Here is an 18,282-nt window from a genome sequence, read left to right as displayed (position 1 = left end):
GCCCAAGGGATAATCCGGAGAACTTGAGATACGAAAGCGGCGAAAGTGTACGCAAGTGTAACACGCTGGGCCAGATGGGCTCTACCGCGTCGATATGCGAGGAAAAACGGCGGTATCAGCTCTCGCGGCGGCGAAGCCAGGGGCGTGTGCCGGCTGGGGGCTCGGGAAGGGCGCCCGGCTGGTAGTGAAGACTGGGCGAAGGGTCTCGCCCCTTGGAAAGATAGCGGCGGGCGGTCGGGTTCCTGACTTCGAACGCCGAGATGCCGACGCGGCGCATGAGGGGGATCTCGTCGATCAACACGTCGCCGACCGCCCGTATCTCTCCGGTGAAGCCAGCTCGGACCAGACGGGCAGCATGGCTGAAGCCGCGACCGTCGGCAAACTTGGGAAAGTCCACGGCAACGACGGCGATCCGCCCGAGAAGCGGCGCAACCTCCTCGAAGCGATCGGCCGGCGAGAAGAGCAGTCCTAGCCGGCGATTGCCGGCGCTGTTCCCATCGAGCGTCGCCCGGAGGATCGCTAGCGGCAGGATCAGCGCATCTCCGCCCGTGTCTTCCGCTGCGATGGCAAAGTCGTTGGGCTCGAAATGGCCGGCGCGAAAGACGTCCGGCGTCGAACTGCTGGTGGCGGCGCCCTGCGGCACGATGGCGGTGGCGACCATGACTCAAATCCCCGGAATGACGGCGCCCGATGGCTGGCCGAGATGAATGCCGCATTCGGTCTTGGACTTGCCGCGCCAGCGGCCGGCCCGCTCGTCTTCGCCCGGCCGCACCTTGTCGGTGCAGGGCAGGCAGCCGATCGACGGATAGCCCTCGGCGACCAGCGGATGCGGCGGCAGGCGGCGCGCCTCGCGGTAGGCTTCGATGCGCGCCCGATCCCAGCCGAGCAGCGGATTGACCTTGATCCGGCCGTTGGCGGCTTCGAACAGCGGCAGGTTCGCCCGCGTTTCGGCCTGATAGCGCTTGCGGCCGGAAATCCAGGCGTCATAAGGCGCAAGGGCGGCCTCAAGAGGTTTTACCTTGCGGATGTCGCAGCAGGCGTCGGTGTCGGCCATCCACAGCGCGCCGGTCGGGTCGGCGGCGGCGAGATCGGTGGCATCGGGCTGGCGGATGACGAGCCCGGTGAGGCCGAGCGCCTCCACCAGTCTGTCGCGATAGGCGATGGTCGCCGGGAAGAGCTTGCCCGTGTCGAGAAAGACGACGGGCAGGGAACGGTCGATATCGGCGACCATGGCGAGCAGCACGGCGCTGTCGGCGCCGAAGCTCGACACCAGGGCGATCCTGCCGGCATAAAGATCGAGCGCGGCAGCGACGATCGCCTCCGCGTCCTCGCCTTCATGGCGGGCGGAGAGCAGGCGCGCTTCCGAGGCGAAACCCTGGTCCGGATCGACGGCCAGGCCGAGCACGTCAAGCACCATAGAGGGCCTCCTTGAACGGCGCTTCACCGAGCCGTCGATAGGCCGCGAGGAAGGTTTCCTCCGGCGAAGTGCGCAGCTTGAGATAAGCATCGACGACGGTTTCGACGGCGTCGACGATGCCCTCGGCGGAAAAGCCCGGGCCGATGATCTCGCCGATCGACGCGCTCTCGTCGGGGTTGCCGCCGAGGCTGATCTGGTAGAATTCCTCGCCCTTGCGGTCGACGCCGAGGATGCCGATGTGGCCGACGTGGTGATGGCCGCAGGCGTTGATGCAGCCGGAAATCTTGATCGACAGCGGCCCGATCTCGTCCTGTCGTTCCGGCGCGCCGAAGCGCTCGGACAGTTCCGAGGCGATTGGAATGGAGCGGGCGTTGGCGAGCGCGCAATAATCGAGGCCGGGGCAGGCGATGATGTCGGTGATGGCGCCGGCATTGGCCGTTCCCAGGCCCGTCGCAGCGAGTGCGTCGTAGACCTCCGGCACGTCGTCGAGCGCCACATGCGGCAGGATGAGATTCTGCTCGTGACTGACGCGGATTTCCGAGAAGGCCCACTTCTCGGCAATGTCGGCAACGGCGTCCATCTGGTCGGCCGATGCGTCGCCGGGAATGCCGCCGATCGGCTTCAGGGAGATGGTGAGCGAGGTGTAGCCGGGCGCCTTGTGGCGATGGAGGTTCTGCCGTGCGAAGCGGTCGAGCGCCGGATTGGCGGTGCGGGCCGCGTTCAGTCTGGCCGAAATGGCGGGCCGCTCCTCGAAGGCGGGCGGCGCGAAATAGGCGCGGATACGCTCGACCTCCTCCGCCGGCAGGCCGAGAACGCCGCCACGGATTTGCTGGAACTCTTCCTCCACCATCTGCCGGATCTCGTCGATGCCGGTCTCGTGGACGAGAATCTTGATGCGCGCCTTGAACTTGTTGTCGCGCCGGCCGAACAGGTTGTAGACACGCAGGATCGCGTCGACATAGGCGAGAAGGTCGGCCTCCGGCACGAAGGGGTTGATCTCGCGCGCCAGCATCGGCGTGCGGCCCTGGCCGCCACCCACGTAGACGGCAAAGCCTATGCCGCCGTTGGCGTCGCGTTTCACTTCCAGGCCGATGTCGTGCAGGCGAATGGCCGCGCGGTCGTGAGCGGCGCCGGTCACGGCGATCTTGAACTTGCGCGGCAGGAACGAGAACTCCGGATGCAGCGACGACCACTGGCGCAGGATTTCAGCGTAAGGGCGGGGATCGTCGGCCTCGTCGAACGCGGCGCCGGCGAAATGGTCGGCGGTCACGTTGCGGATGCAGTTGCCCGAGGTCTGGATGGCGTGCATCTCCACTTCGGCCAACTCGGACAGAATGGCCGGCACGTCCTTGAGCGCCGGCCAGTTGAACTGGATGTTTTGCCGGGTGGTGAAGTGGCCGTAGCCCTTGTCATAGGTGCGGGCGATGTGGGCGAGGCGGCGCATCTGCCTGGACGAGAGCGTCCCATAGGGTACGGCGATGCGCAGCATGTAGGCGTGGAGCTGGAGGTAGACGCCGTTCATCAGCCGCAGCGGCTTGAACTCGTCCTCGGTGATCTCGCCCTTGAGACGACGGTCCACCTGGTCGGCGAACTGAGAGACACGTTGACGAACGAAGGTGGCGTCGAACTCGTCGTACCGATACATGGCGACTTCCTCCCTCAGACGGCACCGGGCCGGTGGTCGGACTTGACCGTGGGGCCGAAAGCGCGAATGCGCTCGCGAAGGCGCTTCGGCACGACACGGCCATCCGCCACCAGGACGGGAATCTTGGCGACGTCGACGACTTTGGAAGCCTTGACGTCGGCCTGCGCCGCGGCTTCCGCTTCCGCAAGCCGCTCGGCGTCGTCGATCAGCTCGGCAGCGTCCACGTCGGCGACCCAATCGCCCATGGCGGTGCGATAGACGACGTCGCCGTCGTAAAGTCGGTTGGCGGTCAGAATCTCGGGCATTGGCGTTCCGGTGTCCGCGAGGCTAGCAGTCCTGACTGACACATAGTCGATCGGCCGGCCGAGGGCCTGCGTCATCATTTCAAAAAGCGCGGCGGCAGCGGAAAAAACATCCCGCCGCCGGCGCTTTGTTGAAAGGCCACGAAAAAGCAGCGCATTTCACTCGGGCAAGCGGGCCGGATCCGGTCAGATGCTGTCGAGCAGCTTGAACCAGGTCATGGCGGCGACGAGGGTCGGCCAGCGAAGAAGCGTGCCGCCGGGGAAGGGCATAACCGGCACCTTGGCGAACGCATCGAACCGGCCCATGCTGCCACCCACCGCCTCGGCGATGACATGGCCGACGAAGGGCGCCAGCATGACGCCCTGACCGGAGTAACCGGCGGCGATGAACACGTTGGGCTTTGGTCGCCGGATGAACGGCATGCGGTTGAAGGTGATGCCGAGCGTGCCGCCCCAGGCGTGGCTGATCGGCACATTGGCAAGCTTCGGATAGACGCGGGCGAGATGGGGGCGGACGAAGGCGGCGATGTCTTCGGGGAAGGCATGACTGTAGGTCTCGCCGCCGCCGAACACCAGGCGACGATCGGGCGTCTGGTGCCAGTAGTAAACGACGAACCGACTGTCGCTCACCGCCTCTTCTCCGGGGATCAGCACGTCATCAAGCGGCTCGGTGGCAACGACGAAGTTGTTGATCGGCAGTACGCTGGCGTCGGTTTCGGCGTCGAGGCCACCGAGATAGCCGTTGCCGGCCACGATCACCGTGTCGACCATTGCTTCGCCGTCGGCAGTGACGACGATTGGCTTGGTGCCATGCAGGATTTTCTTGACGCGGCTATCCTCGAAAAGCGTGGCACCGGCGGCGACCGCCGCCTTGGCGAGGCCGAGAGCGAACTTCAGAGGATGCAGCTTGCCGCCCTGCGGATCGAAGCTGCCGGCGTGGTAGATGTCCGTGCCGATCCGCCGCGCCGTCTCCTCGCGATCGAGAAATTCTCGTTCAACGCCCCATTTCTTTCGGAGATGATCGACGTGGCGCTTCTCCGCCTCGACCCAGCGCGGCTTGTGAACGGTGTGGATGAGGCCAGGCCGGAAATCGCAATCGATGGCGTGCTCGGCGATCAGCCGGTCGAGATGGGCGCGCGCTTCGTCGGCGAGTCGCAGCAGATCGCGCGTCGCTTCCTCGCCGATCCGTGCCGCCAGCCAGTCGGGATCCTGCCGCTGGCCCGTGTGGATCTGGCCGCCGTTGCGACCCGAAGCGCCCCAGCCGATCTTGTTGGCTTCGAACAGGACGACCTTGTAGCCGGCCTTCGCCAGCGAGAGAGCCGCCGAAAGGCCCGTGTAGCCACCGCCGATGATGGCGATGTCGGCCCGGCAGTGACCTTTCAGGGACGGATAGGTCGGAATGTCCCCGGCGGTGGCGGCATACCACGAGGCGACGTGCGGGGCTCGCCCCTCGGCGGGCATGAAGGTTGGCGCGGAAAGCATGCGGATCGTCTCAAAGGTCATGTCTGCCGGAAGCTTTGCGCTTTCGTCATGGATGGAAGGCCGGCCAAAACTGCGCCACGGGGCCGTCCTCCCGGTCGCATCAGCGTCGTCCGCGTTATGTCGGCCGCACCCTAGCCGAAACGCACGTCGATACGGAATCCGAAAGTTGGGCAGGGGCGGCGTTTGCCGCCCAAGCCATGTGCAGTTTCAGCCCATCAGGCCGTCCCGCTTCAGGTCGGCATGCGTCATGTCGAGCGTCAGCGTGGCAAGACGGATCAACTCGTCGGCTTCCTCGTGGCTGAGGACGAAGGGTGGCGCGATCACCATAGTGTCGTGGACGTGCCGCATGACCAAGCCGTTTCGGAAGGAATGCTCGCGACAGCGGAGACCGATGGCGCCGTCGCCGGCAAAGCGCTTGCGCGACGGTTTGGAGGGCACGAGTTCCAGGGCGCCCATGAGACCGGTCATCCGCGCTTCGCCGACCAGAGGGTGGTCGCCGAGCTTCAGCCAGCGCTCGCGAAGATAGGGGCCGATGTCGTCGCGGACGCGTTCGACCAGCTTCTCCTCGCGCAGGATCTTCAGGTTGGCGATGGCCGCCGCCGCGCAAACGGGGTGGGCTGAATAGGTGAAGCCGTGGTTGAACTCGCCGGTGTCCTCGATCACGCCGGCCACCTTGTCGGAGACCAGCACGCCGCCAATCGGCAGGTAGCCGGACGACAGGCCCTTGGCGACCGGCATCAGGTCGGGCTTCATGCCGAAATGCTCGGCGCCGAACCAGCTACCCAACCTGCCGAAGCCGCAGATCACCTCGTCGGAGACGAACAAAATGTCGCGTTCGCGGCAGATGCGGGCGACCTCCGGCCAGTAGGTATCGGGCGGAATGATGACGCCGCCGGCGCCCTGGATCGGCTCGGCGATGAAGGCGGCCATCTTGTCCTCGCCGATCTCGTCGATTGCCGCTTCGAGTTCACGCGCCGCCTTGAGGCCGAACTCGGCCGGCGTCAGGTCGCCGCCATGGTCGAACCAGTAGGGTTGGCCGATGTGGTGGACGCCGGGAATGGGCAGCCCGCCCTGCGCGTGCATCGGCGTCATGCCGCCGAGCGAGGCGCCGGCCACCGTCGAGCCGTGATAGGCGTTGCGCCGGGCGACGATCACCTGCTTGCTCGGTTTGCCGAGCGTCGCCCAATAGGTGCGCACCATCCTGAGCACGGTGTCGTTGGCTTCCGACCCCGAGCCGCAGAAGAACACGCGGTTGAACCCTTCGGGCGTCACCTCGGCGATCAGCGCGGCGAGCTCGACGGCCGGCGGATGCGTCGTCTTGAAGAAGGTGTTGTAGTAGGAGATCTCGCCCATCTGCTTCTGGACGGCTTCGGCGATCTCTGGCCGGCCGTGACCGATGTTGACGCACCACAGACCGGACATGCCGTCGAGGATGCGGTTTCCCTCACTGTCGGTCAACCAGATGCCTTCACCCTTGACGATGACACGCACGCCGCCGGCATTCAGCGAGCGGGTGTCCGAGAAGGGGTGAAGGTGATGCGCCGCGTCGAGGGCGCGGTAATGTTCGGTGGGATATTTGTTATGAGTGAGCATGGAAGCCTCTGAATAAAGGCAGCCGCCTAAGCGGACGGGAGATCGGTAAGGGCAAGACCGACATCCTTGTGCAGGATGCCGGTTCCTGCACGTCGGGCGGCCGCATAGTGAAAACAGTCACCAAGATTGAGCGCCTTGTTTCGTTCGCTCTCGGGTAGGCGGTGACGGCCGTAGCGGTCGAAGGCATCGAGGGCGAGCGAGAGGTGATCGAGCGTCAGCGGGATCACCTCGACCGATGCGGTCGCTAGAAAGTCTCGGATTTTGAGCTCTACGGTGGAAAGTGGCAGTTTGCTGAGGCGGTGGAGACCGGCGACAGCTTCCCACACGGCAATAACCGATGTGATCCGCTCAGCCGGAGAAACCGACTGAAGCTGCTCGGCCAGCGCTTCGCCGTCGGGCTCCCCAGCCATCATGGCAATCATCGCCGATGCGTCGACGAACATTTAATAGTCACCGTTGATTTCGTCGAAAAAAGCCTTGTCGGCAGGCAACCCTGTCTCGGGTGCCGCTGCGATCGACGCCCGGATCGGAGCGAGCCTTTCCCAGAGAGACTTCTCTTCTCCCTTGCGTTCCAGCTCGTTGACGAGTGCCAGCCGCACCGCTTCGGTCTTGGTTACCTTGCGCTTCTCGGCGAGTTCGGTGGCGAGGCGGTTGACCTCCTCGCTGCGAATGTTCAATCCCATCGCTCCCTCCTCGTGTGTAGACAGAGATATAGTCCTGTCTACACACGTCGGCAACGGTCACACCGCCAGCAGTAGGTGCTGGCGCTCCCAGCTGGAGATGACGTTCATGAACGTCTCGTATTCCTGCTGCTTGATCGCCCGGTAGGTCGCCATGAAGCGAGGGCCGAAGACCTCCGGCAGATCGCTGTTGTCCTCGAACAATGCCAGCGCCTCCAGCAGCCCGCGCGGCAGGCCGAAGGGCAGTTCGCGAGCCGACCCGGCGATCGGCTCCTCGGGGGCGAGGCGTTGCTGCATGCCGAGATGGCCGCAGGCGAGCGAGGCGGCGATGGCGAGATAGGGATTGGCGTCGGAGGAGGGTACCCGGTTCTCGACGCGGCGCGACCCCGGGCCGGAGTTGGGAACGCGGATGCCGACGGTTCGGTTGTCGTAGCCCCAATGAACGTTGATCGGCGCCGCGGTGCCGCGCGTCAATCTCCGGAAGGAGTTGACGTAGGGGGCCAGGATGCACATCACCGCCGGCAAATACCGCTGCAGGCCGGCGATGAAAGAGAAGAAGGCGGCGGTGGGGTTGCCCTCGTCATCGGAGAAGATGTTGCGGCCGGTCTCCGCGTCGACGACCGACTGATGGATGTGCATGGCCGATCCCGGCTCGCGGCTCATCGGCTTGGCCATGAAGGTGGCGTACATGTTGTGTCGGAGCGCCGCCTCGCGGATCGTCCGTTTGAAGCTGAACACCTGGTCGCCGAGGGCGAGCGGTTCGCCATGGCGCAGGTTGATCTCCATCTGCGCGGCGCCTTCCTCGTGGATCAGAGTATCGATCTCCAGGCCCTGCTTTTCGGAGAACTCATAGATGTCGTCGAACAGGTCGTCGAACTCGTTGACGTGCTGGATCGAATAGGATTGGCGGCTCGCCTCGGCGCGACCGGAACGGCCGATCGGCGGCTCCAGCGGGTAGTCCGGGTCGAGGTTCTGCTTGACGAGATAGAACTCGATTTCCGGTGCGACCACTGCCCTGAGGCCGTCGCGCTCGTAAAGGCCGATGATTCTTCTCAGGATCTGGCGCGGACCGAGATCGAACGGGCGCCCGTCGCGATGAAAGGCGTCGTGGATGATCTGCGCGGTCGGCTCCGATGCCCATGGCACGGCGGTCAGCGTCGAGAAGTCGGGCTTCAGGAACACGTCGCCGTCGGACGGGTCGTGCTGGAAGGTGTCGTCTTCCTCGGGATACTCGCCGGTCACGGTCGTCGTGAAGACCGACGACGGCATCGACATGACGGTGGAGGAGAAGAACTTGTCGGCCGGCATCAGCTTGCCGCGAGCGACGCCTGCGAGATCCGGCGTGATACACTCGATATCTTCGATGCCTCGCTCCTTGAGCCAGACCTTGGCCTCGGCGAGCGTCTCGACGCCACGCTCCGGATTGCGTTCGCCGACCCTCGGCGCGTCCTTGGGTTCGGTCGAAGTCAAACTCATGATTGCTTTCTTTCGTTGCTGGCGCGCGAAGGCGGGAGCCTCGTCCATCCCGCCCGTCCGAACGCACGCCTTTGTGTTTCGGAAAATGCAGACCGCTTATTTGTGATGACATTTTCCGGCTCGCGCAATCGCAATTTCGACGCGAGCCGAGCCGGACGTGGTGACAAAATGCCACGCGCCAGAAAATAGGCAGCAACCAGTTGTCGTGCCCCCGTCGCTGTGCATAAATGCGCCCACCGCCATGTGCGTAGAACGCCGGATTCTCTCGTCGTTCTACGATTGAAAGTGCCGGAGAACCCCGGCGTCTTCGCGATCGTGGGGACGAAGGGCGGCCGCGACAGGGGAACAGGGAGCATGACGAAAATGGTGAGACAGCGTCTTCTGGGTGCCGCCGCGCTGACGGTCGCGCTCGCGACGGGGGCCGCGGCCCAGGAAAAGGTCGTCAACGTCTACAACTGGTCGGACTATATCGACGAATCCGTGCTGGAGGAGTTCACCAAGGAGACCGGCATCAAGGTGGTCTACGACGTGTTCGACAATCAGGACATCGTCGAGACCAAGATGCTGGCCGGTGGCTCGGGCTACGACGTGGTGGTGATTACCGGTCCGTTCCTGGCTCGCCAGATCGGTGCCGGCGTCTATCAGCCGCTCGATAAGTCCAAGCTGCCCAATCTCTCCAACATGTGGCCGGAAGTGACCAACCGCGTCGCCGAGTATGATCCGGGCAACGAGTACGGCGTCGACTACATGTGGGGCACCACCGGCATCGGCTACAACGTCGAGAAGATCAAGGCGATCATGCCCGACGCGCCGGTCAACAGCTGGGACATGGTGTTCAAGCCGGAGATCGTCTCCAAGTTCAAGGACTGCGGCGTGCAGTTCCTCGACGCATCCGAAGAGCTGATTCCGGCCGCTCTCAAGTACCTCGGCAAGAACCCCGACTCCAAGGATGCCGCCGACATGGAAGAGGCCGGCAAGCTGCTCGCCTCGGTCAAGCCTTACGTTCAGAAGTTCCACTCGTCGGAGTATATCAACGCGCTCGCCAACGGCGATATCTGTCTTGCCGTCGGATACTCGGGCGACATCCTGCAGGCGCGTAACCGCGCCGCCGAGGCCAACAACGGCGTCACCATCAACTACGTCATCCCCAAGGAAGGCGCCAACATGTGGTTCGACATCATGGCGATCCCCAAGGATGCGCCGAACCCGGATGCCGCCCACGCCTTCATGAACTTCATGATGAGGCCGGAAGTCATCGCCAAGTCGACCAACTACGTCGCCTACGCCAACGGCAACCTTGCCTCCCAGAAGTTCGTCGACCCGGCCATCCTGGCGGATACGGCGATCTACCCCGACAAGGAGACGCTGGCCAACCTGTTCTCGACCACACCCTATGATGCCAAGGCGCAGCGTGTGTTGACCCGCGTCTGGACCTCGGTCAAGACGGGCATGTAACGCAGGCCTCAAGGAACTGTCGAAAAGCGCCCGGCCATCTGGCCGGGTGCTTGCATGTGACGGGTGGCGGTGGCACGTCAGGCTGGTGGAAACGAGGGTTCCGATGATGATCGAGGCGGTTGGGCCGATCAAACGCAAGTTTGCTCCCTGGGACGATCCGACGCTCAAGCCGTTCATCCGCTTTGAGAACGTCACCAAGCGCTTCGGCGATTTTACCGCCGTCGACAATCTGACGCTCGACATCTACGAGCGCGAGTTCTTTGCCCTTCTGGGGCCGTCGGGCTGCGGCAAGACGACGCTGATGCGCATGCTTGCCGGCTTCGAACAGCCGACCGAGGGGCGCATCCTGCTCGACGGCAAGGATCTGTCGGGCATTCCGCCCTACAAGCGCCCTGTCAACATGATGTTCCAGTCCTACGCGCTGTTCCCGCACATGACGGTGGAGGGCAACATCGCCTTCGGCCTCAAGCAGGAGGGCATGGACACCTCCAACATCAGCACGCGCGTTGCCGAAATGCTCGAGCTGGTCAAGCTCGAGAAGTTCGCCAAGCGCAAGCCGCATCAGCTGTCCGGCGGTCAGCGCCAGCGCGTGGCGCTCGCCCGTTCGCTCGCCAAACGTCCGAAGGTGCTGCTGCTCGACGAGCCGCTGGGCGCCCTCGACAAGAAACTGCGCGAAGAGACCCAGTTCGAGCTCATGGACATCCAGATGGAGCTCGGCATGACCTTCCTGATCGTCACACACGACCAGGAAGAGGCGATGACGGTCTCGGACCGCATCGCCGTCATGAACCATGGCGTCATCGCCCAGATCGGCACTGCCTCCGAGATCTACGAGCAGCCGGCATCGCGTTACGTCGCTGACTTCGTCGGTGACATCAACCTGATCGACGGCACGGTCACCGCCGTCGACGACGGCAACGTCACGCTTCACTGCGCCGGGGTCGACGCCACGATCGTCGCCGAGGCGGGGCCGGGCGAGGTCACCGTCGGGGCCGAGGCCGGCTTCGCCATTCGCCCGGAGAAGGTGCAGATTTCGCTGGAAGCGCCGCCGGTCGGCACGCCCAATGTGCTGTCCGGCGAGGTGTGGGACATCGGCTATCTCGGCGACATTTCGGTCTATCGCGTTCGTCTTGCCGGCGGGTCCATCGTCAAGGCCACCGTCGCTAATCTGACGCGCATCGTCGAACGGCCGATCACCTGGGAAGACAAGGTGTACCTGACCTGGCCGGCCGATGCCGGCGTCATCCTGCTGAAGTGAAGGACCGGGCCATGGCGGAGCGCTGGACGCAAGACGTGAAGCCCTTCCTCGCCAAGTGGGCGCTGGTGGCGGTTCCCTATCTCTGGAGCCTGCTGTTCTTCCTTGCGCCGTTCCTGATCATCTTCAAGATTTCGCTGTCGCAGACGGCGATCGCCATGCCGCCCTACGTGCCGGTGATCGGTGGTCTCGGCGATTTCTTGGCGAAGCTCTCCGACTTCACCTTCGACAACTACGTCTTCCTGACGGAGGACCCGCTCTATTACTCGGCTTACCTGTCCAGCCTGCGGATCGCGCTGGTGTCGACGATTTTGTTGCTCATCGTCGGATATCCGATCGCCTATGGCATGGCGCGCGCGCCCAAGAGCCTGCGCAATGCACTGGTCATGGCGGTGATCCTGCCGTTCTGGACGAGCTTCCTGATCCGCGTCTACGCCTGGATCGGCATCCTCAAGCCGGAAGGGCTGATCACCATCGCCCTGCAAAGCCTGGGCATCCTGGGGCCAGACGAGCAGATTCACGTCTACAACACCGAGATCGCGGTGTTCATCGGCATCGTCTACTCCTACCTGCCCTTCATGGTGCTGCCGCTCTACGCGGCCCTCGAAAAGCTGGATGCGACGCTGCTTGAGGCCGCCGCCGACCTCGGCTGCCCGCCGACGAAGTCCTTCTGGGTGATCACCTTCCCACTGTCGCTGCCCGGCGTCATCGCCGGCTGCTTCCTGTGCTTCATTCCGATTGTCGGCGAGTTCGTCATCCCCGATCTGCTTGGCGGCTCCGAGACGCTGATGATCGGCAAGACGCTGTGGGCCGAGTTCTTCAACAACCGCGACTGGCCGGTATCGTCGGCCGTGGCCGTGGTGCTCCTGATCATCCTGGTGGTGCCGATCGTCATCTTCCAGAATCAGCAGAAGAAGGCTTGAGGAGCGCGCCATGAACAAGTCCACGAGCTGGTTCAACATCACTTCGCTGGTGTTCGGCTTCGCCTTCCTTTACGTGCCCATCCTGATCCTGGTGGTCTATTCCTTCAACGCGTCCAAGCTGGTGACGGTGTGGGGCGGCTTTTCGACGCAGTGGTATGTCGAGCTGGTCCATGATCAGGCGATCATCGACGCCGCCTGGGTGACCATTCGCGTCGGCATCATCTCGGCCTCCTTCGCCACCGTGCTCGGAACGATGGCCGCTCTGGTGCTCGACCGTTACAGGAAGTTCCACGGTCGCGCCCTGTTCTCGGGCATGGTTTACGCACCGCTTGTCATGCCGGAGGTGATCACCGGCCTGTCGCTTCTGCTGCTGTTCGTCGCCATCGGTTTCGACCGCGGCTTCTGGGCGGTGGTAATCGCCCATACGACGCTCACCATGTGCTTCGTCGCCGTCGTGGTGCAATCGCGCCTCGTCACGCTCGATCGCAGCCTGGAGGAAGCGGCCCTCGATCTCGGCTGCCCGCCGGTGAAGACCTTCTTCCTGATCACCCTGCCGCTGATCCTGCCGGGCGTCGTTGCCGGCTGGATGCTGGCCTTCACGCTGTCGCTCGACGACCTCGTCATCGCCTCGTTCAATACGGGCCCCGGCGCCACTACGCTGCCAATCAAGATCTACTCCATGGTCCGCCTCGGCGTGACGCCGGAAATCAACGCTATCTCCACCATCCTGATCTCGGTGATCGCCGTCGGCGTCATAGCAGCTTCGGTGCTGTCGCACCGCTCGCAGGTGGAAAAGGAAAAGGCCGAGCGTGCCGTGTTCCTCGCGGGCTGAGCCCGAACGGGGGCGGCCTAAATCCGCGAGATCTGGATGCCCTCGTTTGGGAGCGTCGCCGGATAAATCCGACCTCGGGTCAATTGCCCGGGCCAGACTTTTGCTTCTACAGTGATTTCCGGGTGAGCCGGACGGGGGTGCGCCCACGCGAAGACAGCTTGCATTTCTTCCGACTTGTCGTAAGTTAGAAGAATTCTAACCAAGGAGGTTTTCATGCGTGGGAATGAGAAGGTCATCGAGCGTTTGAACGAGGCGTTGTTCCTCGAACTCGGCGCCGTCAACCAGTATTGGCTCCACTATCGTCTCCTTGAGGATATGGGCGTCACCAAGTTCGCCAAGAAGGAGCGCGAGGAGTCGATCGAGGAGATGCACCACGCCGACAGGCTGATCTCCCGCATCATTTTCCTTGAGGGCCACCCCAACCTTCAGACCATTCCGCCGCTTCGTATCGGCCAGACTGTTCGGGAAATCCTGGAAGCCGACCTCGCAGGCGAGATCGACGCCCGCAACTCCTATCGCGCCTCGCGCCTGCTGTGCGCCGAGGAAGGCGATTACGTATCTATGGAGCTGTTCACCGATCTTCTGAAGGACGAGGAAGGGCACATCGACTTCCTGGAGTCGCAGATCGCCCTTTATGACAAGATCGGCGAAGCCGCCTACATCCAGCTCAACGCCGACAGCACCGACAAGGTCGACTGACCCCGACGCTCGGACCATCCGACACGTCAGGCCGGCGTCGTGACCCGGCGACGTGTCGGCATGTTCTCGCGATAGGCGCGCTGCTGTTCGACGATCTGCTGCCGGCGTTCGGCCAGATCGTCGGCGGCAAGTCGCTTTTCGATATGAGCGTTGATGACGTCGATCGCCAGCGGGAAACAGCCGCAGCAGCGGCCGCGCGTTCCCAGTCGGCGATAGACGAGACCGGGCGTGATGACCCGCAGCGGCATCTCGGTCAGCAGTTCGTCAACGGCGCCCTGAATGTCTTCGACGGTCAGGACGTTGCAATGACAGACGATCATCGATGAACTCCGGGGGCGTGCCTAGCGCCCTTTCCGTGGCTTGCTCGGGTACTAGAGCATTCGCTGAAGCAGCCGCTTTTCGATCAGGTTGATTCAACCTGATCGGCGGGTGCTCTAGGTATCGAACCCTTCGCCTTCGCATCTTTGTTGATAATCATTCTCAACTTCATTTTCAAGCACGTGTAAACCCGCGCTCGGCGGTGCAGATCTGCCGGGCGGAGCGTGCAGGGCTGAAACGAGCCTGCCGACAACTTTCCTGTTCCGACGGCTCGAACGAAAACACCCGGCGGAACGGACCGCCGGGTGTCATGTTTAAAGCTTGCAGGTTCGCCGCTACTCGGCCAGAACTCGCGTCGAGGGAAAGGTGATCTGGATCATCGTTCCCTGACCGGGCGTCGAGTCGATCTGGAAGGAGGCGCGGTTGGCTTCGACCAATGCCTTGGTCAGCGGCAGACCGAGCCCGGTGCCGCCACCGGTTCGCGACGTCGAGAGCTGGCGGAAGGGCTCCATGGCCTTGACGATGTCGCCCTCGCTCATACCCTGACCGGTGTCGCGCACCCTCAGAACCACCTCGCCGGACTCCTCATAGAGGGTCGAGATGATGACCTGTCCTCCAGCCGAGTTGAACTTCACGGCGTTGGACAGGAGGTTCAGGATGATCTGCCGGAGGCTGCGGTTGTCGGCCACCACCGGCGGCAGGCTCGAGGAAAGAGAAGTGCGGATGATGATCCGCTCGCGGTTGGCTTGTGGCTGCATCAGCGCCGCGCATTCCCGAACAACGTCGTTGAGTCCCACCGCCTCGAAGGTCAGTTCGAGCTTTCCTGCCTCGATCTTCGAGAGGTCGAGCAGGTCGTTGACAAGGCTCATGATGTGGGTGCCCGACACGTGGATGTCGCGCAGGTATTCCTTGTAGCGGTCGTTGCCCACCGGCCCGAAGCGCTCTTCCATCATCACTTCCGAGAAGCCGATGATGGCATTGAGCGGCGTCCGGATCTCGTGGCTCATTTTGGCCAGGAAGTCGGATTTCTGGGACGAGGCGTTTTCGGCGGCCTTCTTGGCGGAGGTCAGCTCTTCCTCGGCCCGCTTCCACTGGGTGATGTCGCGGAGCACGGCGCAGAACTTGGTCGTCGAAACCCGGCCGACGGTCATGAACAGCGGCACAAGGCCGCCGCCCGCCACGCGACCGATCACCTCGCGCCCGTCGTTGAGCACGCTGGAGAGTGCGTTGCGCCCGAGGCCGTCGAGATAGTCCAGGGCGGAGCGGTGGCTTTCCGGCGCCAGAAGGTCGACGAAGGCCATCCCGATCATGTGCGACCGCTCATTGCCGAACAGCGCTTCGGCCGACTTGTTGGCGCCGATGACCAGCCCCTTGTGGTCGAGCACCAGCACGCCGTCGGTGGCGGTGTCGAGAATTGCTTCCATGTCTTCTGCCCGCTGCTCGGCGATGGCGAGGCGGTCGCGGCTGGTGGCGGCGGCCGTTTCCTGCACCACCAGAAGCGAGGCGATGCCGCCTTCCATGGGCATCGAATGCAGGCGGGCCGATACGGGGATCTCGATGCCATCGCGTCGGCGAACGGCGGGAATGGCGGCGTCGCGGCTGAGAGCGGCGCCTTCGAACACCTGGGCGAAACCGCCGTCGGCATCGATCGAGGCAACGTCCGGGTAGCCGCAAAGGTCGAGGAAGGCTCGATTGGCGTGGATGATGTCGCCGCCCCTCAGGATCGCCAACGCCACCGGTAGTTTGTCGAGGAGAGCAACGTCGATGGACGGTCCCAACTCGGTCGGTGCTTCGACCTTGGGAGCGACCACCGGCACCGGGTGGACCGGAGGACGATCCGCCGGCTCGGCCATGATGCGCGGACCGAAGGCATCGGCCAGGGCCTCGGCGATCTTGTCGAAGGCATCGCGTTCCGGCTTGGAGAGAGCCCGGGCCTTATCGCCGGTCAGGCTGGCGAAGGTCGTGCGATGGGAGGTTGTCGGCGAGGTCGTCACGTCCGAGACCGTCGGCGCGACAGGCTCTGGGTCGACGGCGTCCAACACGTCTTCTTCCGTCGGCGGAGGCACCAGCGGTAGCGGTTCCTTCAGTTCGTCCACGCCTTCCCCGGCGGCTACGGGCTCGTCCGGCAAGTCCTCAGGCTCGGGTGCCGTCGTGTCAACGGCGAGCTCGTCGTCCATCTCGGCGTCGATGTCGTCGCCACCCGGCTCAAGCGTGGTCTCGATGGGGGGCAACTCCTCCGGCTCGACGGCAACGATCTCGATCGGCTCGTCTGCGGTCTCGGTAACTGTCTCGTCAGCATCCTCCGACGCTGGATCAGTCTCGGCAGGCTCTTCCGTCGCGTCGGTTACCGGTTCGTTCGTGATGTCCGCGTCGAGGGCCTCCAATGCGCGGGCCACGTCGCTCAAGGCGTCGGTGTCGTTCTCTGTCGTCACGTCCTGCGGCGGCGCGACATCTTCGGATGTTTCGTCCGCCCGGAAGTCGCTGGCGATTTCGATCTCGTCGGCAACAAGCTGTCCAGTGGTGTCATCAGCAATGACAGTCGTCGCGCCTGCGGTCATTTCGCCGGCGACATCGGTCGAGGCAGCGCTGTCCGTCTGCGGCAGCGGGGCCGTCTCATCGGGTTCGGAGGCGGCGATCGGTTCGGCGGGGATCGGGGCCTCGAAGGCAGCGCCGGTCTTCAGCACGCCGAAGCCCCGATAGCCGCGGAAAGCCCGCTCTCGCCCGAACACCGGCATGCCCGCCAGGTCGGCCGGAACGCGCAAATGCTCGCCTTCCACCGGCCAGTCGACGGTGAGGCCGGTGAACGTGTCGCGATGGCCGAGCGCCTCGGCGACCCGTCCCGCCGGATCGAACTCCAGACGGCCGGCGACTTCGGACCATGTGCGGCTGAGAATGTCTGCCATGTCGGGACCGACCGTTGCGGCGAGATCGGCCGACACGAAGGTGAAGGCCAGCAGGGGGTCCAGCTCGAAAACGAAGCGCACCGCCCTCCCATGGGTCGGAAACACGAAGGTCGGCGCGGGGAGCGTCTCCGGCGACGCTTCTTCGGGCTCGACCGAAGCGTCTTCGGCCGAGGGTTCGGCGACTTCGGAAACGGCCTCTTCTGAGACGGGCTGGGCGTATTCGATCGGTTCCGGCAAAGCTTCGCCGGCAACATCCTCAAGGTCCGTGGAGGCCACTAGCTCGGCTTCCGTCATGGCGGCATCGATGGGCTCGGCGTCGGCTTCCTCGGCGTTGACCTCGACGTTTGTGGGCGCATCCGGCTCACGCGGCGCTTCTTCCTCGCCGTCGTCGGAAACGGGCGCCTCGGTCGTGACGTCGCCGACAACGATGGGCTCCAGCTGGAGGGGCTCCGGCAGGGGGGCGTCTACGATCGCTTCGGTGTTGTCGGCCACAAGATCCGGTACAATCTCGTCGGGGATAGTCTCGGTGGCGGCAACTTCGTCATTGGCCTCCGCCTGCTCGGTTGCATCCGGCTGGATTGCTTCGGCGGCGGCTTCCTCGGCCGGTTCTGCTTCGGCATCCTCGCCAACCGTTGCTATGGGCGCAGGAAGGCCGGGCTGGGCAGACGCGGTGAGGGTGGCGAAGGCCGCGATCGGATCGCCGGCGAAAGAGCCCGTCCCATCGACAATGGTCAGCAGGATCGCCTTGATATCGTTCGTCTGCACGCGGCTGGCCTTGCAGACCGTCGGCCGGGGCAACAGGCCGCGTTGCAGGGGCAATCGCTCGATCCGGTCCTGGCTGCTGACCAGTATGTCGTCCAGCGTGGCGATGCGGCGCGCGAAAGGAGAGGCGGAAGCAAACCGCAGAGCCGTTAGGTTCTCAAGAGTCGTCACGCCGAAAAAGGCGGCGCCGGCCGCGTTGGCCCAAAGCAAACGAGTACCGGTTCGGTCAACCACGAGGGATGGACGAGTATCGGCCACGAGCGCGCCGAGATTTTCCGTTTGGCTCAGGACTCTGAACAGATCTGCTCCGCCGGACATGCCGCGTCTCCAACTTTCCCGATACAGGGTCGTCTCGACCGGTGGCACCGACAAACAAGTTCCGCTGTTCCCGGTCGATTGGGCCGGACCTAACAACAAGATGCGGCCCGTACAGCTTCTTCAGTCAACCATACGTTAATAATATGGCGTCGATGCGAGCGCCACAGTCGATTGACAGGCTATGCCGGCAACTTTTCAATAACCTTAACTTCAAGATCTGAC

Annotated in this window: 16 protein-coding genes; 5 read left to right on the top strand and 11 right to left on the bottom strand. The window is 63.9% G+C overall.

What is annotated here, in order from left to right; all coding sequences use genetic code 11:
* Window positions 1–115: 115 nt before the first annotated feature.
* The 9 genes from M4J39_RS08740 to M4J39_RS08700 all read right to left on the bottom strand — a co-directional run bounded on the left by M4J39_RS08740 (window position 116) and on the right by M4J39_RS08700 (window position 8,595).
* The gene (locus tag M4J39_RS08740; RefSeq protein ID WP_251727420.1) at window positions 116–661 is read right to left on the bottom strand and encodes a DUF934 domain-containing protein; all 546 of its coding nucleotides are present in this window, start codon (window positions 659–661) and stop codon (window positions 116–118) included.
* Window positions 662–664: 3 nt separating this feature from the next.
* Window positions 665–1,417 (bottom strand): phosphoadenylyl-sulfate reductase, encoded by a 753-nt coding sequence (locus M4J39_RS08735; protein WP_251727419.1) that lies wholly within the window; start codon window positions 1,415–1,417, stop codon window positions 665–667.
* Window positions 1,407–3,062, bottom strand: coding sequence for a nitrite/sulfite reductase (locus M4J39_RS08730; RefSeq protein WP_251727418.1), 1,656 nt, complete (start codon window positions 3,060–3,062; stop codon window positions 1,407–1,409). The genes M4J39_RS08735 and M4J39_RS08730 overlap by 11 nt, the downstream gene beginning before the upstream one ends.
* Before the next feature lie 14 nt (window positions 3,063–3,076).
* Window positions 3,077–3,367, bottom strand: coding sequence for a DUF2849 domain-containing protein (locus tag M4J39_RS08725; protein WP_251727417.1), 291 nt, complete (start codon window positions 3,365–3,367; stop codon window positions 3,077–3,079).
* A 183-nt stretch (window positions 3,368–3,550) separates the two neighbouring features.
* Window positions 3,551–4,867: an FAD-binding oxidoreductase gene (locus M4J39_RS08720; RefSeq protein ID WP_251727416.1), complete on the bottom strand. Its 1,317-nt coding sequence runs from the start codon at window positions 4,865–4,867 to the stop codon at window positions 3,551–3,553.
* Window positions 4,868–5,053: 186 nt separating this feature from the next.
* On the bottom strand, window positions 5,054–6,439 hold the full coding sequence (locus M4J39_RS08715) for an aspartate aminotransferase family protein (protein ID WP_251727415.1): 1,386 nt from the start codon (window positions 6,437–6,439) through the stop codon (window positions 5,054–5,056).
* Between the two features lie 26 nt (window positions 6,440–6,465).
* A complete protein-coding gene (locus M4J39_RS08710) occupies window positions 6,466–6,882 on the bottom strand; it encodes a type II toxin-antitoxin system VapC family toxin (protein WP_251727414.1) in 417 nt (138 codons plus the stop codon).
* Window positions 6,883–7,122, bottom strand: coding sequence for a type II toxin-antitoxin system VapB family antitoxin (locus tag M4J39_RS08705; RefSeq protein ID WP_251727413.1), 240 nt, complete (start codon window positions 7,120–7,122; stop codon window positions 6,883–6,885).
* Between the two features lie 57 nt (window positions 7,123–7,179).
* Window positions 7,180–8,595 carry a glutamine synthetase family protein gene (locus tag M4J39_RS08700; RefSeq protein WP_251727412.1) on the bottom strand — a complete coding sequence of 472 codons (1,416 nt, stop codon included), beginning with the start codon at window positions 8,593–8,595 and terminating at the stop codon, window positions 7,180–7,182.
* Between the two features lie 354 nt (window positions 8,596–8,949).
* Between M4J39_RS08700 and M4J39_RS08695 the strand changes: the two genes are divergently transcribed.
* The 5 genes from M4J39_RS08695 to bfr all read left to right on the top strand — a co-directional run bounded on the left by M4J39_RS08695 (window position 8,950) and on the right by bfr (window position 13,759).
* A complete protein-coding gene (locus M4J39_RS08695; RefSeq protein WP_371875421.1) occupies window positions 8,950–10,050 on the top strand; it encodes a polyamine ABC transporter substrate-binding protein in 1,101 nt (366 codons plus the stop codon).
* Window positions 10,051–10,156: 106 nt separating this feature from the next.
* Window positions 10,157–11,308 (top strand): ABC transporter ATP-binding protein, encoded by a 1,152-nt coding sequence (locus tag M4J39_RS08690; RefSeq protein WP_251727594.1) that lies wholly within the window; start codon window positions 10,157–10,159, stop codon window positions 11,306–11,308.
* Between the two features lie 11 nt (window positions 11,309–11,319).
* Window positions 11,320–12,228: an ABC transporter permease subunit gene (locus M4J39_RS08685; protein ID WP_251727410.1), complete on the top strand. Its 909-nt coding sequence runs from the start codon at window positions 11,320–11,322 to the stop codon at window positions 12,226–12,228.
* 10 nt (window positions 12,229–12,238) lie between these two features.
* The gene (locus M4J39_RS08680; RefSeq protein WP_251727409.1) at window positions 12,239–13,060 is read left to right on the top strand and encodes an ABC transporter permease; all 822 of its coding nucleotides are present in this window, start codon (window positions 12,239–12,241) and stop codon (window positions 13,058–13,060) included.
* 213 nt (window positions 13,061–13,273) lie between these two features.
* Window positions 13,274–13,759, top strand: coding sequence for a bacterioferritin (bfr, locus tag M4J39_RS08675; RefSeq protein ID WP_251727408.1), 486 nt, complete (start codon window positions 13,274–13,276; stop codon window positions 13,757–13,759).
* 26 nt (window positions 13,760–13,785) lie between these two features.
* On the opposite strand, the gene M4J39_RS08670 is transcribed toward bfr, so the two are convergent.
* Both M4J39_RS08670 and M4J39_RS08665 read right to left on the bottom strand, forming a co-directional pair.
* A complete protein-coding gene (locus M4J39_RS08670) occupies window positions 13,786–14,079 on the bottom strand; it encodes a bacterioferritin-associated ferredoxin (protein WP_251727407.1) in 294 nt (97 codons plus the stop codon).
* A 333-nt stretch (window positions 14,080–14,412) separates the two neighbouring features.
* The gene (locus M4J39_RS08665; protein WP_251727406.1) at window positions 14,413–18,060 is read right to left on the bottom strand and encodes an ATP-binding protein; all 3,648 of its coding nucleotides are present in this window, start codon (window positions 18,058–18,060) and stop codon (window positions 14,413–14,415) included.
* Window positions 18,061–18,282: the final 222 nt, after the last annotated feature.

The sequence above is a fragment of the Pleomorphomonas sp. NRK KF1 genome, from assembly GCF_023721755.1.
In the GTDB taxonomy this organism is placed as follows: Bacteria; Pseudomonadota; Alphaproteobacteria; order Rhizobiales; family Pleomorphomonadaceae; genus Pleomorphomonas.
The sequence above is the reverse complement of the archived record's forward strand: the minus strand, read 5'-3'. Positions and strand labels throughout refer to the sequence as shown.

Excerpts from the sequence above, each read along its gene's own strand:
- M4J39_RS08725 (WP_251727417.1), bottom strand. The coding sequence starts at position 3,367 with ATGCCCGAGATTCTGACCGCCAACCGACTTTACGACGGCGACGTCGTC.
- M4J39_RS08740 (WP_251727420.1), bottom strand. The coding sequence starts at position 661 with ATGGTCGCCACCGCCATCGTGCCGCAGGGCGCCGCCACCAGCAGTTCG.
- M4J39_RS08730 (WP_251727418.1), bottom strand. The coding sequence starts at position 3,062 with ATGTATCGGTACGACGAGTTCGACGCCACCTTCGTTCGTCAACGTGTC.
- M4J39_RS08680 (WP_251727409.1), top strand. The coding sequence starts at position 12,239 with ATGAACAAGTCCACGAGCTGGTTCAACATCACTTCGCTGGTGTTCGGC.
- M4J39_RS08720 (WP_251727416.1), bottom strand. The coding sequence starts at position 4,867 with ATGACCTTTGAGACGATCCGCATGCTTTCCGCGCCAACCTTCATGCCC.
- M4J39_RS08735 (WP_251727419.1), bottom strand. The coding sequence starts at position 1,417 with ATGGTGCTTGACGTGCTCGGCCTGGCCGTCGATCCGGACCAGGGTTTC.
- bfr (WP_251727408.1), top strand. The coding sequence starts at position 13,274 with ATGCGTGGGAATGAGAAGGTCATCGAGCGTTTGAACGAGGCGTTGTTC.
- M4J39_RS08670 (WP_251727407.1), bottom strand. The coding sequence starts at position 14,079 with ATGATCGTCTGTCATTGCAACGTCCTGACCGTCGAAGACATTCAGGGC.
- M4J39_RS08695 (WP_371875421.1), top strand. The coding sequence starts at position 8,950 with ATGACGAAAATGGTGAGACAGCGTCTTCTGGGTGCCGCCGCGCTGACG.
- M4J39_RS08715 (WP_251727415.1), bottom strand. The coding sequence starts at position 6,439 with ATGCTCACTCATAACAAATATCCCACCGAACATTACCGCGCCCTCGAC.
- M4J39_RS08710 (WP_251727414.1), bottom strand. The coding sequence starts at position 6,882 with ATGTTCGTCGACGCATCGGCGATGATTGCCATGATGGCTGGGGAGCCC.
- M4J39_RS08690 (WP_251727594.1), top strand. The coding sequence starts at position 10,157 with ATGATCGAGGCGGTTGGGCCGATCAAACGCAAGTTTGCTCCCTGGGAC.
- M4J39_RS08685 (WP_251727410.1), top strand. The coding sequence starts at position 11,320 with ATGGCGGAGCGCTGGACGCAAGACGTGAAGCCCTTCCTCGCCAAGTGG.
- M4J39_RS08705 (WP_251727413.1), bottom strand. The coding sequence starts at position 7,122 with ATGGGATTGAACATTCGCAGCGAGGAGGTCAACCGCCTCGCCACCGAA.
- M4J39_RS08665 (WP_251727406.1), bottom strand. The coding sequence starts at position 18,060 with ATGTCCGGCGGAGCAGATCTGTTCAGAGTCCTGAGCCAAACGGAAAAT.
- M4J39_RS08700 (WP_251727412.1), bottom strand. The coding sequence starts at position 8,595 with ATGAGTTTGACTTCGACCGAACCCAAGGACGCGCCGAGGGTCGGCGAA.